Below are 14,563 nucleotides of genomic sequence, written 5' to 3' on the forward strand. Positions count from 1 at the left end.
CCAGTGCCGGGCCAGCCTCAGCTGGCCTTGCCCTGTGCATCCAGGTAACGCTCTGCGTCCAGTGCGGCCATGCAGCCGAAGCCGGCCGAGGTGATCGCTTGGCGATAGTGCTGGTCGGCCACGTCGCCGGCGGCGAACACACCTTCCACCGAGGTCTGGGTGGCGTTACCGCCCAGGCCCGAACGGATTTCCAGGTAGCCGTTGTTCATGGTCAGCTGGCCGTCGAACAGCTGGGTATTCGGGTGGTGGCCGATGGCCACGAAGAAGCCGTGGGCATCGATGTCGCGGGTGCTGCCGTCCAGGGTCGACTTCACGCGCACGCCGGTCACGCCGGCCTCGTTGCCCAGCACTTCCTCCACCTGGTGGTGCCAGACGGTTTCGATCTTGCCGGCTTCCACCTTGGCGAACAGCTTGTCCTGCATGATCTTTTCCGCCTTCAGGGTGTCGCGGCGGTGGACCAGGTAGACCTTGCGGGCGATGTTGGACAGGTACAGCGCTTCTTCCACGGCGGTGTTGCCGCCGCCGACCACGACCACGTCCTGGTCACGGTAGAAGAAGCCGTCGCAGGTGGCGCAGGCGGAGACGCCGCGGCCCTTGAACTCGTCTTCGGTCGGGATGCCCAGGTACTTGGCGGTCGCGCCGGTGGAGATGATCAGGGCGTCACAGGTGTACTCGTGGCTGTCGCCGATCAGCTTGAACGGGCGCTGCGACAGGTCCGCGGTATGGATGTGGTCGAAGATGACCTCGGTCTCGAAGCGCTCTGCGTGCGCCTGCATGCGCGCCATCAGGTCCGGGCCCATCAGGCCATGGGCGTCACCCGGCCAGTTGTCCACTTCGGTGGTGGTCATCAGCTGGCCACCCTGCTGCAGGCCGGTGATGACGACCGGCTTCAGGTTGGCGCGGGCAGCGTAGACGGCAGCGGTCCAACCGGCCGGGCCGGAACCGAGGATGACAAGACGCTGGTGGCGGGAGGGCAGGCTGGTGCTCATGTAGACTCGCGAAAAGGTAGATGGGACAAGGCGCGGCGATGTTTGCACAGCATCCTTGGCTGGTCATAGAGTGGCGGCTGGGGCAGGGCGATTCAAGCCGATGAACAGAACAGCGCCATCCACGGGCAGTTTCAGGCCCTGTCCTCGCTTGCGCGGCAACGGATAACTGAAAACTGACGCCGTCTCGTTTATTATCAAACACTAACAGCGCATTCCAAAGGTATGGTCTAAGGTGGCGAAGCAGGTCCCCGAACGCTCCAAGTCCGACGACAAAAAGGCATCGCGTCGCTCGGCGGCAGCGGCCACGACCGACAACCCACGCCGTCAGCGCCTGTGGCGCGACCTGGGTCTGATCGCCATCGCGCCGGCGCTGCTGTATCTGGCTGCCAGCCTTTTCACCTATTCAGCGACGGACCCGGGCTGGTCACACACCGGCAGCGTGGTTGCGCCGGTACACAACATGGGCGGCCGCGCGGGCGCGTGGATCGCCGACGTGCTGCTGCAGCTGTTCGGCTACATCGCCTTCCTGCTGCCGGTGGTGCTGGGCGCGCTGGCCTGGATCGCAATGTTCGGCCTCAAGCGTGAGAGCAAGGGCGAGAACGATCTGGACCCCGCGTTGCGGCTGGTTGGCCTGGTCGGCTTCCTGATCGCCGGCACCGGTTTCCTGCACGTGCGCCTGTTCAGTGGCGACGTCTCCCATGCAGGCGGCATTCTCGGCAAGCTGGTCGGCAATTCGCTCAGCGTGGGCTTTGGCGCGCTGGGGGCGAACCTGTTCGTGCTGGTGTTGCTGCTGGCCTCGATCACCCTGGCCACGGGCCTGTCCTGGTTCGTGGTGATGGAGAAGATCGGCCGCGGCGTGATGTCGCTGGCACCGTTGCTGGAGCGCAAGAAGGAGCAGGCCACCGAATGGCAGCAGACCCGCGTCCTGCGCGAGGAACGCCAGGAAGTGCGGAAGGCCGATGCCGAAGTGCGCGCCAAGCGCGAGCCGGTGAAGATCGAGCCGCGCCCGGAGCCGGTGATCGAAAAGAGCGACCGGGCCAAGCGCGACAACCAGATCCCGATGTTCCGTGGCGTCAATGGCGACGGCTCGGACCTGCCGCCGCTGGCCCTGCTGGATGATCCCAAGCCGCAACCCGTGGGCTATGACAAGGACACCCTGGACGCGCTGTCGCGGCAGATCGAGTTCAAGCTCAAGGACTTCCGCATCGATGCACAGGTGGTCGGCGCCAACCCCGGCCCGGTCATCACCCGCTTCGAGATCGAGCCGGCGCCGGGCATCAAGGTCAGCCAGATCAGTTCGCTGGACAAGGACATCGCCCGCGGCCTGTCGGTCAAGTCGGTGCGTGTGGTCGATGTGATCCCGGGCAAGTCGGTGATCGGCCTGGAAATCCCCAACGTCACCCGCGAGATGATCTACCTGTCCGAGCTGCTGCGTTCGAAGGAGTACGACAAGTCGGCCAGTTCGCTGACCCTCGCGCTGGGCAAGGACATCGCCGGTCGCTCGACCGTGGCCGACCTGGCGCGCATGCCGCACCTGCTGGTGGCCGGCACCACCGGTTCGGGCAAGTCGGTGGCGGTCAACGCGATGGTGTTGAGCCTGCTGTTCAAGGCGTCGCCGAAAGACCTGCGGATGCTGATGATCGACCCGAAGATGCTCGAACTGAGCGTCTATCAGGGCATTCCGCATCTGCTGGCGCCGGTGGTCACCGACATGAAGGAGGCCGCCAACGGCCTGCGCTGGTGCGTGGCCGAGATGGAGCGCCGCTACAAGCTGATGAGCGCGGTGGGCGTGCGCAACCTGGCTGGCTTCAACAAGAAGGTGAAGGACGCCCAGGACGCCGGTCAGCCGATGATGGACCCGCTGTTCAAGCCGAACCCGGAGCTGGGCGAGGCGCCGCGCCCGCTGGAGACGCTGCCGTTCATCGTCATCTTCATCGACGAATTCGCCGACATGATGATGATCGTCGGCAAGAAGGTCGAAGAGCTGATCGCGCGACTGGCGCAGAAGGCGCGTGCGGCCGGCATCCACCTGATCCTGGCCACCCAGCGCCCGTCGGTGGACGTCATCACCGGCCTGATCAAGGCCAACATTCCCACCCGCATCGCCTTCCAGGTCAGCTCGAAGATCGATTCGCGCACCATCCTCGACCAGTCCGGCGCCGAGACGCTGCTCGGTCACGGCGACATGCTGTACCTGCCGCCGGGCACGGCGATGCCCGAGCGTGTGCACGGCGCCTTCGTGTCCGATGAGGAAGTGCATCGCGTGGTCGAGCACCTCAAGGCAATGGGGCCGGCCGACTATGTCGACGGCGTGCTGGACGAAGTACAGACGATGGGCGATGGCGTGGTGGTCGGTGCGACCGGCCTGCCGGAGACCAGTTCCGGCGGCGGCGATGAGTCCGACCCGCTGTACGACGAAGCGCTGCGCGTGGTCACCGAGACCCGCCGCGCGTCGATTTCCGGTGTGCAGCGTCGCCTGAAGATCGGCTACAACCGCGCGGCGCGACTGATCGAGGCCATGGAAGCGGCCGGTGTGGTCAGTCCGCCCGAGCACAACGGCGACCGCACGGTGCTGGCACCGCCCCCGCCGAAGTAAGCCAAGCCCTGCCGCATTCCCGACGTCCAAGGAACCGACGCATGCTTCAACCCGTTTCCTGCGCGCTGGCGCTGGCCTGCCTGCTGGCAGCCGGCCCGGTGCTGGCCGACGCCGACGCGACGGCTGTACCCGCAGTCGCGCCGCCGTCCACCGGCAGCGATGCCGAGGCCAGCAACAACTTCAGCTTTGTACGTTATCGCGCCGACTACCAGGTGCGCGCCGATGCCGGCAACGTGCAGACCGAAACCTACGAAATCCTGCTCAAGACCAAGGCAGCGGTGGAGCAGTTCAGCCAGGTGCGGTTGAGCTACAGCGAGAAGATGGAAACGCTGGATGTGGTCAACGCCTATACGCTGACCGCCGACGGCCAGCGCCGCGAAGTGCCGGCCGACCGCATCTACACCCAGGAAAGCTATTCCAGTGCCTCGGCGGCGATGTATGCCGACCGCAAGGTGCGGGTGATCGTGTTCCCGAACCTGGCGCCGGGCACGCGGCTGTTCTATCAGGTGCGCCGGACCCAGCTGACGCCCTATTTCCCGGGCTACTTCGGCCTGTGGGAAACCTTCAATGTGTTCACCCAGTACGACGATGCCGAAGTGACCCTCAGCGCGCCGGCCAATCTGCCCATGTTCGTGGACAGCCGTGGCGTTCAGGGCAGTGACCGGCCGGTGGTGAAGAACGGCCAGGCGCAATGGCGCTGGCGCTACCAGCGCCGCGAGCCGATGCAGGCGCAGAACTGGTCGGCGGCGGTGTGGGAGTTCGGGCCGAACATCATGGCCAGCACCTATCGCGACTGGGCGCAGATGGGTCGCGCCTACCAACTGAAAGCAGGGCCGGCCGCACAGGTCACCCCGGAGATCCAGGCGCTGGCCGATGAAGTCACCGCCGGCGTCAGCGACCGTCGCGCGCAGGCCGATGCGCTGTACCGCTGGGTGGCGCAGAACATCCGCTACGTGGCGGTGTACCTGGGCAATGGCGGCCTGGAGCCGAACAGTGCGCAGAGCATCCTCGACAACCACTATGGCGACTGCAAGGACCACGTAACGATCCTCGAGGCGCTGCTGGCGGCCAAGGGCATCACCAGTTCGCCGGTGCTGATCGGTGCCGGTGGCGGCCCGACGCTGCCGAAGATTCCGCTGCTGGGCCGCTTCAACCACGCCATCACCTACGTGCCCGAGTTCGACCTGTACCTGGATTCGACCAGTGCCTGGGCGCGCTTCGGCCAGCTGCCCGATGGCGACCTCGGTGCGCCGGTGCTGCACACCCGTGATGCCACCCTGGCGCGCACGCCGGCCAATGATCCGCAGCGCAACGCCACGGTAATGGATGTGCGCTTCACCTTCGACGCGCAGGGCAACCTGCGTGGCGAGACAGTGCCGCAGCTGAGCGACAACGCCGAGATCGGCATGCGGGCGCAGTTCGCCCAGCTCAATGCACAGAACCGGGCGCGCGCTGAAGAATCGATCATGGCCGCGTCCGGTTTCGATGGCCGCGGCCAGCTGCAGCTGCAGGGTGTGCCGGTCGACCTGACCCGGCCGTTCGGCTATCGCATGGCCTTCCAGGCCGAGGACTACGTGGACTTCGATGTGGCCGGCGGCATGGCCGTGCCCGATCCGCCCGGTGGTGAATCGGTACGCGGGCTGTATGCCAGCGCCTCGGCGCCGGACAATGAGACGCCGTTCTACTGCAATGCCAGCCTGCGCGAGGAAACCTATCGCCTGCAGTTCCCGGCCAATGCCCCGATCATCGCGATTCCGCGCAGCCAGCGGTTTGCCAATGCGGCCGGCGAGTACCGGGTCGACTGGAGCCGGCAGGGCCAGGAAGTGACCGTGCATCACCGCCTGCAGCAGAACGCGGTGCGCGGCGCCGAGGCGCTGTGCCAGCCGCAGGACTATGCCGCGTTCCGCGCGCTGTTCCGCGAGGTACGCCGCGGCTTCCGTGGCCAGGTGCTGTACGGCAAGCTGCCGGCCGCTGGCGGCTGAATCGCCGATCAGCGATCAGGGCGTCATAATGGCGTCCTGATCGCCCATTCATCTTTCGCCGGGCACACTGGCACCCAACTTTCCTGGCCGCGCGCCCACAGGATCCCTGCATGAACCTTCGCCTCCGCCGTTTCCTTGCCACCACCACCCTGGCCGTGGCCTGCGCCGCTGCCGGCAGCGCCTGGGCCGGCGCCCGTGATGACCTGAAAACCTTCACCACCGGCCTGAAGGGCCTGGATGGGCAGTTCAGCCAGCAGGTGTTCGACAGCCGTGGCAAGGTCAAGGAATCCACCAGTGGTCGCGTCGCTTTGTCGGCACCGCGCCTGTTCCGTTGGGAATACGTGCGCCCGCACGAGCAGCTGATCGTGGCTGACGGCAAGAAGGTGTGGATGTTCGAGCCGGACCTGGAGCAGGCGACCGTGCGCGAGCAGGGCAAGGAAGAGCAGAACAGCCCGCTGACCGCGCTGATCAACCCGGCACTGCTGGAGCAGCAGTACGACGTGAGCGAAGAGGCCGCCACCCGCGATGGCCTGCAGTGGCTGTCGCTGTCGCCGAAGCGCGAGACCGAAGCCAGCTTCCAGTACGCCGCGCTGGGCTTCAACGCGCAGGGTCTGGCGAAGATGGAGATCACCGATGCCGTGGGCCAGCGCACCGTGATCAATTTCAGCGGCTGGAAGCGCAACCCCAGCTTCGCCGCCAACACCTTCCGCTTCACCCCGCCGGCCGGTACCGACGTCATCGGCAACTGATCGCGGTCGCCGGGCATGGCCCGGCGCTACCTGCGCTGGTGGGTGTCAACCGGCACCGCCTTGGTGGGTGTCAACCTTGGTTGACATGCTTTTGATCTGCCGGCCAGCGGCCGGCACTACCGATTGCCGCACATCTCCGGTCAGTCGGGCATGGCCCGGCGCTACCGTCCTTGGTGGGTGCCAACCTTGGTTGGCACGCTCTCGCGGTACAATGACCGCGTGCCAAGACATCGCTCCACTTCATTCCCCGGCCCCGATCTGCTGAGTGTTGATCGGGAACACATGCGCCCGCTGGCCGAGCGCATGCGCCCCCGCACCCTGGATGAGATGGTCGGGCAGAAGCGTCTGCTCGCGCCAGAGAGCGCTTTGCGCCGCGCCGTCGAATCCGGACGCGTGCATTCGATGATCCTGTGGGGACCGCCCGGCTGCGGCAAGACCACGCTGGCGCTGTTGCTGGCTGAATACTCCGACGCCGAATTCCGTGCCATTTCCGCCGTGCTGTCCGGCCTGCCGGAGGTGCGCCAGGTGCTGGCAGAGGCCGCGCAGCGCTTCGCCGAAGGTCGTCGCACCGTGCTGTTCGTCGATGAAGTGCACCGCTTCAACAAGGCGCAGCAGGATGCGTTCCTGCCGCACATCGAGCGCGGCACCATCCTGTTCGTCGGTGCAACCACCGAGAACCCGTCGTTCGAGTTGAACTCGGCGCTGCTATCGCGTTGCCGCGTGCACGTGCTGGAAGGTGTTTCGCCAACCGACATCGTCGAAGCGCTGGAACGTGCGCTCGGTGATCGCGAGCGCGGGCTGGGCGAGGAACGCATCGAAGTCGCGCCCGAGCTGCTGCTGGAGATCGCCACCGCCGCTGATGGCGACGTCCGCCGTGCGCTGACCCTGCTGGAAATCGCCGCCGAGCTGGCGGGCGGGGAGGGTGGTCGCATCACCCCGCAGACGCTGACCCAGGTGCTGGCCGACCGCACCCGCCGCTTCGACAAGGGCGGCGAGCAGTTCTACGACCAGATCTCGGCGCTACACAAGTCGGTGCGCAGCTCCAACCCGGATGCCGCGCTGTACTGGCTGACGCGGATGCTCGACGGTGGCTGCGATCCGTCCTATCTGGCGCGCCGGCTGACCCGCATGGCCATCGAGGACATCGGCCTGGCCGATCCTCGCGCGCAGAGCATGGCGCTGGAAGCGTGGGACATCTACGAGCGGCTCGGCAGCCCGGAAGGCGAGCTCGCCTTCGCGCAGCTGGTGCTGTACCTGGCCAGCACCGCCAAGTCGAATGCCGGCTATGCCGCCTTCAACCAGGCCAAGGCCGATGTGCGCGACAGTGGTACCGAAGAAGTGCCGCTGCACCTGCGCAATGCACCGACCAAGCTGATGAAGGAGCTGGGCTACGGTGCCGAGTACCAGTACGACCACGATGCCGAGGGCGGCATCGCGCTGGACCAGACCGGTTTCCCCGATGCGATGGGCGAGCGGGTGTATTACAACCCGGTGCCGCGTGGGCTGGAGATCAAGCTGAAGGAAAAACTGGATCGCCTGCGCGCCGAGCGTGAGGCGGCGAGGGCGGCCAAGGGCGCGTAGTCGTCTGTGTGTGGCAAGGCGGCGCATTGCCCCGGCCGCATGCATTTGGCAGACTGCGCGGCTTGTTTTTCAAGGAACGATGCCGTGCAGGAAATGATTCTGCCGTTGAAGCGCTACGCCCAGTTCGAAGGCCGCGCCAACCGCCGCGAGTACTGGATGTTCCAGCTGTTCCTGCTGCTTGCGGGAGCCGCGGTATGCGTGATTGCGCTGACAGTGGCGCTCGTTGCCGGCCTCGTGCTGGACGCTGATTCCAGCTGGATGGCCGGGATCACGATCGGCGCGGTGGCACTGGCGGGTGCGCTCTGGCTGGCCACGATCGTGCCGCTGATCGCGGTGACCGTGCGCCGCCTGCATGACTGCAACCAGTCAGGGTGGCTGTACCTGCTGGCGCTGGTGCCGGGCGGTGGCGTGGTGATCCTGATCTTTGCGCTGCTGCCGGGTACGCCGCAGGACAACCCGTACGGTCCGGTGCCCGCCGGCCCCTGAGTCAACGGGTTTTGGCCCGATGCAACGAAGCCGGCCCAGGGCCGGCTTCGTCGTTTCTGCGCTGCTGTCGGCGGTGCCGAACCGATTACTGCAGAACGCAGTCGCCCAGCGCCAGGTAATCCGAGCCCGAACTGAACTGCAGTGTGCAGCTGGCGGTGAAGGCGACGCCGTCCTCCATCGCTGCAAGCTTGGCATTCTGCTCGTCATTGGAGGCGGTCAGGCGGGCCAGCACCTGGCCATCCTCATCGCCCGCCTCAAGGACCGGCTCGCCCTGCAGGTTGCTGGAGGCGCCCAGGCTCACCGCCGTGAACTGTACGGTCTGGTTGAGCTGTTCCAGCCCGAGGGAGGAATAGCCGGCCTCTTCATAGGCCGAATACAGCCCGGCCAGGCTCGGCGCGGCATGGCCGGCCAGCGGGGCGAGAAGGCCGGCGACGAGTGCGATCAGTGCTTTGTGCTTCAAGGGGTTCTCACAATCATGGGATCCGATCCCATGGCGGTTGTGGAGCTGATGGGCAGGGGCCAGGCAGGCACCCGCAAGGGCGGGGCGATTCCTGCGCCCCGATGGCAGGCAAAGTAGAGGAACCCGGACTTCCGGTGCAAGCGCTGGCTTAAGCATTGTCGCGCGCGTGATACATAGCGTGACGTTTGATCGATGTGATAATCATTCGCGTTTAAGGTAGACTGCGGTCCCTTGTGAACCGGTGGCCGTGTGCCGCTTTCGCCGTCACTGATGAAGTCTTCCGTCCTGCCTCCGCGCCGCGGCCCGCTGCTGTCCGGCCTGGCCGCCTTGATGATGGGCCTGCTCCTGGCTACCCCGTACGCATACGCGCAGCAACGCAATCCGCTGCAGAAGATGGGCCAGACCGTGCTTGATGCACCGGCGGCCAGCTATCGCTTCGAGCGTTTCGTGATCGACAGCCCCGACCAGCAGCGCCGCTGGCGGGTGAATGTGGCGATTCCGGCCAAGGCCCCCAAGGCGCCATCGCCGGTGCTGTACGCACTGGACGGCAACGCCGTGGCGATGGTGCTGGACCAGCCGCTGCTGGCCGAGCTGGCCGCACGCAAGGCGCCGCCGGTGCTGGTGCTGATCGGCTACGACAACGACCTGCGCATTGATTCGGCGTCGCGCACCCGCGACTACACCGCATGGATCGATCGCGCCGATGATGAAAGCGGCAGGACGCAGGCTGTCGGCGGCGGCGCAGCGGCCTTCCTGGACATGATCGAGCGTCGCATCAAGCCCGAAGTGGAACGCCGCGTCAACATCGATCGCCAGCAGCAGGCCCTGTGGGGCCATTCGCTGGGCGGCCTGTTCGTGCTCAGCAGCCTGTACACCCGTCCGGCCGCCTTCCAGTACTACCTCAGTGCCAGTCCGTCATTGTGGTGGAGCCAGGGTGCGCCGCTGGGTGACATCGAGCAGCAGTTCGTGCAGAACGTGCATGGCCAGCCAGCAAAGGTGTGGCTGATGCTGGGCGGTGCCGAGCGCGTCGGCGACCGTGGCAAGCGCGACATGAGCAATCCGCGCGTGGTCGCGCATCTGCGCCGCATTGGTGGCGCCACTCCGGATGCGGCGATGCAGCTGTCCGAGCGCTTGGGCAAGGTGCCGGGGCTGAGCGTGCAGTACCGCGAGTTCCCAGGCCTGGGCCATGGCCCGATGCTGCCGGCGTCCTTCCACGCGGCGCTGCACGAGCTTTATGGCGTGACCGACCGCAGCGCCGCCGACGGCCAGCCGGCCGGTGGAGACAACGCCGCCGAATGACCCCCTCGCACGGCAGTGCCGTGCGACCCCACTACCCAGGCGGACTGTCGATGTGCAGCGGCCAAGGCAACCGATGAATTCCGCGCCACCAGGCGCGGCCTACGTGTGCAAGGAGCCTTCCATGTCATTCCGTCCGTCTTTCCGCCTCACTTCCCTGGCCGCCGGCCTGCTGCTGGCAGTGACCGCCAGCGCACAGCCGGTGTTCGACCAGCCGGCCAGCGCTACCTTCAAGGGCCAGGTTGTCTCACGCGGTGAGAACGTGGTTCCCGGCAGCACCGCCGATGTCACCGGCCGCGGCTTCGTGCCGGGCCAGCAGGTCAGCCTGCTGCGTGGCGATACCGTGCTCAACAGCCAGCCGGTGGTGGTCGATGCCGATGGCAACTTCAAGACCCAGCTGGCCATTCCGGCCGACGCCGTGCCGGGTACCCATCCGGTGGTGGTGCGCGCCAGCCAGCCGGCCGCCGCAGCCGTGCTGAAGCTGCGTGTGTCGCCGCAGCTGCCGCTTTCGGGCCAGGCGAAGTTCGCCACCCAGTCCAACAAGCTGGTGCCGGGCCTGTACCAGTCGGCCTACAGTGCTGCCAGCAATGCCGTGTTCGTGACCTCGGCCGTCGGCCGCCCGCCGGTCACCCAGTCGCAGCTGCTGAAACTGGACCCGAAGTCGCTGAAGGTGACCAAGGCCATCACCCCGGCGCAGGTGCCGGGCAGCACCAGCGGTGCGGTGTTCGCGGTGTATGGCGTGGGCGTCGATGATGCCAATGGCAATGTCTGGGTCAGCAATACCCGCCAGGACACCGTGGCTGTCTATCGCCAGGCGGATCTGTCGCTGGTCCACCAGTTCCCGGTCGGCGCCGTGCCGCACGCCCGCGACGTGGTGGTCGACAGCACGCACGGCAAGGTGTTCGCCTCGGCCGCCGGTGAGGACCATCTGTCGGTGTTCGATGCGAAGACGCTGAAGACACTGGAGCCGATCACCCTGGCCTCCGGCGTGGACGACGAGAAGTTCGTGCCGATGAGCCTGGTGCTGGATGAGCCCAGCGGCAAGCTGTTCACGGTCAGCATCGGTACGCCGGAAGCGGCGGTGATCGATGTGGCCAGCGGCAAGGTCGACAAGGTCATCGATCTGGGCAATTCGATCAGCGCTTCGGGCGTTGCCTTCGATGCCGAGCGCAACCGCCTCTACGTGGCCTCGCAGGGCACCGACAACCTGCTGATCGTCGACGTGGCCAGCGGCAAGGTCGTGCACGACGTGCCGGTCGGCGCCGGCGCACTGAACGTGGCCTTCGATGCGAAGAGTGGCCTGGCCTACGTCACCAATCGCGGTGCCGGCACCGTCACTGCCGTCGACCGTGATGGCAAGGTGGTCGGCAACCTCGATGGCGGCACCTTCCCCAATCACGTCCGCGCCGATGGCAAGGGCAATGTCTTCGCCGTGAACAAGTCGCGTGGCGCTGAAGATCCGAAGGGTGACCGCATCACCCGCATCAGCCTGCGCCAGCCGTAAGCCACAGGGCAGGGCGGCACCCCGCCGCCCTGCCAGCAAGGAGAATCTGCATGAACATCGCTTCCCGCCTGCGCCAGTGCGCGCTCCCGATTGCCGTTTCATTGGTGCTGGCCGCCTGTGGCGACAAAGCGCCGCCGTCTGCCGGCAACCCAGATGCAGCAGCACCGGCGGCCGCCACCGCCAAGGCGGGAGCACTTCCCGCAGGTTGGCAGCGGGTGGCAGGCAGCGACGTGCCGACACTGCCGGGGCAGCAGGCGGTGCTGCCGAGCAAGGTACACTCCGACGATGGCGCCGATGTGGAGGTGGGTGACAGCAGCCGGATCATTGCTGGCGGTGACGACATCATCGCGGTGATCGAGGCGCTGGGGCTGGGCAAGCAGGTGTTCGCCGCGCCGACCAACACCACCACCGAGGCAGGCCTGGCCGCACCGCACCAGTTCCTGTTCAACCGCACGACCGGCGTGGAGGGGGTTCTCAGCCTGCAGGGGTCGCTGTTCATCGGCAACAGCCTGCGTCGCCACACCGAACTGGCAAAGAAGCTGCGCGAAGTGGGCGAGCCTGCAGTGGTGATCGATGACCTGCAGCCGGCGCCGGACAAGGTGCGCAAGATCGCCGCCGTGCTCGGCGTGGCCGACGCAGGGCAGACCCTGGCCACGCAGGTGCAGCGCCAGCTGGATGAGGCCGCCGCGATCGGCAAGGGCCTGGCGCATGCGCCGCGGGTGATCCATGTGTCGGCGACGGGAGCGGGCGGTTCGCCCACCGTGGCCGGTGCCGACAGCGCATCGGCCAAGCTGATCGCCCTGGCCGGCGGCCTCAACATCGGCACCGAGGCCGGCGTGGCCAACTATTCGCAGCTGAGCAACGAAGGCGTGGTCGCGGCGGCACCGGACGTGATCCTGGTGACCGAGCACGACCTGCAGCTGTTCGGTGGCGCTGAAGGCCTGTGGAAGGCCTACCCGACGCTGAAGCAGACCCCGGCCGGACAGGCCAACCGGGTCTGGGTGATGCCGGATGCGCAGCTGAAGTACGCCAGCATCGGTTCCGGTGCGGGTGCATTGGCCCTGGCGCAGGCGCTGGCGGCGCTGCCGAAGGCATGAGCCCTGCGGATCGACGCCGCCGTCGCGGGCGGACGATGTTGTTGATTGCGCTGCTCGCGCTGCTGGGCGCGGTGCTGGCGTCGTTCGCCGTGGGGCCGCTGCGCTTGCCACCGCTGGAAGTGATGCAGGCGCTGGCGGTGAAGCTGGGCCTGCTGGATCCGCAATCGGTCAGCAGCCGTGACCTGGCCGTGGTCTGGCAGCTGCGCATTCCGCGTGCGTTGCTGGGGGCGATGGTCGGCGCGGCGCTGGCGATGGCCGGTGCCAGCCTGCAGGGACTGTTCGGCAATCCGCTGGCCGATCCGGGCATCGTCGGTGTCAGCCAGGGCGCCGCGCTGGGTGCCGTGGCGGCGATCGTGCTGGGCGCTGCGGGTGCAGCCGGCTGGCTGGTGCCGGTGGCGGCCTTCGGCGGCGGTGCCGCCGCGATCGGGCTGACCTACGCGCTGGCGCGGCCGGGCAAGGGCAGTGGCAATGCCACGCTGTTGCTGGTGGGCATTGCGATGGCCGCGTTCTGTTCGGCACTGATCGGCTTCCTGACCTACATCGCCAACGAAAGCGAGCTGCAATCGCTGGTGTTCTGGCAGATGGGCTCGCTGGCGCGCGCGAACTGGGCCGACGTGGTGGCGGTGCTGCCGCTGTTCGCCATCGGCGCGTTCGCACTGCATCGCCTGGCCACGCCGCTGGACATGCTGGCGCTCGGCGAGCGCCAGGCACAGCATCTGGGGCTGGACGTGGCGCGCACACGGCGCCTGCTGGTGGCCTTCAGTGCGCTGCTGGTCGGCGCTGCGGTAGCGTTCGCCGGCTCGATCAGTTTCGTCGGCCTGGTGGTGCCGCACGTGGCGCGCCTGCTGGTTGGCCCTGGCCACCGCTGGCTGCTGCCGTTGTCGGGGCTGCTGGGTGCACTGCTGATCGTGGTGGCCGACACTGCGGCGCGCACCCTGGACCCGCCTGCCGAGATTCCGCTGGGCCTGTTCTCCGCCGCGCTGGGCGCGCCGTTCTTCCTCTGGCTGGTGCTGCAGCAGCGCCGCAAGGCGGCCGCATGAGCGCCTTCCTGCAACTGCGCGATGTGGTGGTGCGTCGCCAGCAGCGCGAGATCCTGCATGGCATCACCCTCGCATTCGAGCCGGGCACGGTGACGGCGCTGGTGGGGCCCAACGGTGCCGGCAAGTCGACCCTGCTGGGGGTGGCGGCTGGCGATCTGCGTGCCGACGGTGGCGATGTGCAGCTGCATGGACGTCCGCTGCGCGACTACAGGGCCGGGCCGCTTGCGCGCGAACGTGCGGTGATGCCGCAGGAGCACGGCGTGCGCTTCGCCTTCAGCGTGGAGGAAGTGGTGGCGATGGGGCGCCTGCCGCACCCGCCGGATCCGCAGGTGGATGAGGCTCAGGTGGAGCGGGCGATCGATGCTGCCGAACTGCAGGCGCTGCGCCTGCGCGAAGTGCAGCAGTTGTCCGGCGGCGAATCGGCGCGCACCACGTTCGCGCGCGTGCTGGCACAGGACACGCCGTTGCTGCTGCTGGATGAGCCTACGGCTGCCTTGGATCTGCGCCACCAGGAGCGCACTCTGCGCAGCGTACGGGCCTGCGCCGAAGCCGGTGCGTGCGTGATCGTGGTGCTGCATGACCTCAACCTGGCGGCCGGATACTCCGATCGCATCGTATTGCTGGAGCAGGGCAGGGTGGCCGCTGACGGCACGCCTTCGCACGTGCTGACCGAGGGCAACCTGCAGCGTGTCTACCAGCAGGACGTGGTGGTGCTGCAGCATCCGCGACGCGGTGTGCCATTGGTTGTGGTGACCTGATGCAGTAAAGCTTCCTTGCGCAGCG

General features: G+C 67.2%; 12 protein-coding genes. 10 read left to right on the forward strand and 2 right to left on the reverse strand.

Going from position 1 to position 14,563, the window contains the following annotated elements; genetic code table 11:
* Positions 1-17: 17 nt before the first annotated feature.
* On the reverse strand, positions 18-989 hold the full coding sequence (gene trxB, locus CR918_RS08465; protein ID WP_025877237.1) for a thioredoxin-disulfide reductase: 972 nt from the start codon (positions 987-989) through the stop codon (positions 18-20).
* Positions 990-1,221: 232 nt separating this feature from the next.
* On the opposite strand from trxB, the gene CR918_RS08470 reads away from it, so the two are divergent.
* The 5 genes from CR918_RS08470 to CR918_RS08490 all read left to right on the forward strand — a co-directional run bounded on the left by CR918_RS08470 (position 1,222) and on the right by CR918_RS08490 (position 8,383).
* Positions 1,222-3,585, forward strand: coding sequence for a DNA translocase FtsK (locus CR918_RS08470; RefSeq protein ID WP_033831062.1), 2,364 nt, complete (start codon positions 1,222-1,224; stop codon positions 3,583-3,585).
* 41 nt (positions 3,586-3,626) lie between these two features.
* Positions 3,627-5,567 carry a DUF3857 domain-containing protein gene (locus CR918_RS08475; RefSeq protein ID WP_099842449.1) on the forward strand — a complete coding sequence of 647 codons (1,941 nt, stop codon included), beginning with the start codon at positions 3,627-3,629 and terminating at the stop codon, positions 5,565-5,567.
* A 110-nt stretch (positions 5,568-5,677) separates the two neighbouring features.
* Entirely contained in the window at positions 5,678-6,316 is a 639-nt protein-coding gene (gene lolA, locus CR918_RS08480) for an outer membrane lipoprotein periplasmic chaperone LolA (RefSeq protein ID WP_099842450.1), read from the forward strand.
* 282 nt (positions 6,317-6,598) lie between these two features.
* Entirely contained in the window at positions 6,599-7,897 is a 1,299-nt protein-coding gene (locus CR918_RS08485; RefSeq protein WP_223485498.1) for a replication-associated recombination protein A, read from the forward strand.
* 84 nt (positions 7,898-7,981) lie between these two features.
* On the forward strand, positions 7,982-8,383 hold the full coding sequence (locus CR918_RS08490; protein ID WP_099783954.1) for a DUF805 domain-containing protein: 402 nt from the start codon (positions 7,982-7,984) through the stop codon (positions 8,381-8,383).
* 85 nt (positions 8,384-8,468) lie between these two features.
* Here CR918_RS08490 and CR918_RS08495 read toward each other — a convergent pair whose 3' ends face one another.
* Positions 8,469-8,843, reverse strand: coding sequence for a hypothetical protein (locus tag CR918_RS08495; protein WP_059064160.1), 375 nt, complete (start codon positions 8,841-8,843; stop codon positions 8,469-8,471).
* Positions 8,844-9,113: 270 nt separating this feature from the next.
* Here CR918_RS08495 and CR918_RS08500 point away from each other — a divergent pair, with 270 nt between their 5' ends.
* The 5 genes from CR918_RS08500 to CR918_RS08520 all read left to right on the forward strand — a co-directional run bounded on the left by CR918_RS08500 (position 9,114) and on the right by CR918_RS08520 (position 14,538).
* Positions 9,114-10,142, forward strand: coding sequence for an alpha/beta hydrolase (locus CR918_RS08500; protein WP_099842451.1), 1,029 nt, complete (start codon positions 9,114-9,116; stop codon positions 10,140-10,142).
* A gap of 121 nt (positions 10,143-10,263) precedes the next feature.
* Positions 10,264-11,643, forward strand: coding sequence for a Vgb family protein (locus CR918_RS08505; protein WP_099842452.1), 1,380 nt, complete (start codon positions 10,264-10,266; stop codon positions 11,641-11,643).
* 50 nt (positions 11,644-11,693) lie between these two features.
* On the forward strand, positions 11,694-12,740 hold the full coding sequence (locus CR918_RS08510; protein ID WP_099842453.1) for a heme/hemin ABC transporter substrate-binding protein: 1,047 nt from the start codon (positions 11,694-11,696) through the stop codon (positions 12,738-12,740).
* Positions 12,737-13,780 (forward strand): FecCD family ABC transporter permease, encoded by a 1,044-nt coding sequence (locus CR918_RS08515; RefSeq protein WP_025877218.1) that lies wholly within the window; start codon positions 12,737-12,739, stop codon positions 13,778-13,780. Before CR918_RS08510 ends, CR918_RS08515 begins: the two co-directional genes overlap by 4 nt.
* Positions 13,777-14,538, forward strand: coding sequence for a heme ABC transporter ATP-binding protein (locus CR918_RS08520; RefSeq protein WP_059064165.1), 762 nt, complete (start codon positions 13,777-13,779; stop codon positions 14,536-14,538). The genes CR918_RS08515 and CR918_RS08520 overlap by 4 nt, the downstream gene beginning before the upstream one ends.
* Positions 14,539-14,563: the final 25 nt, after the last annotated feature.

The organism is Stenotrophomonas indicatrix (genome assembly GCF_002750975.1).
Classification (GTDB): Bacteria; Pseudomonadota; Gammaproteobacteria; order Xanthomonadales; family Xanthomonadaceae; genus Stenotrophomonas; species Stenotrophomonas indicatrix.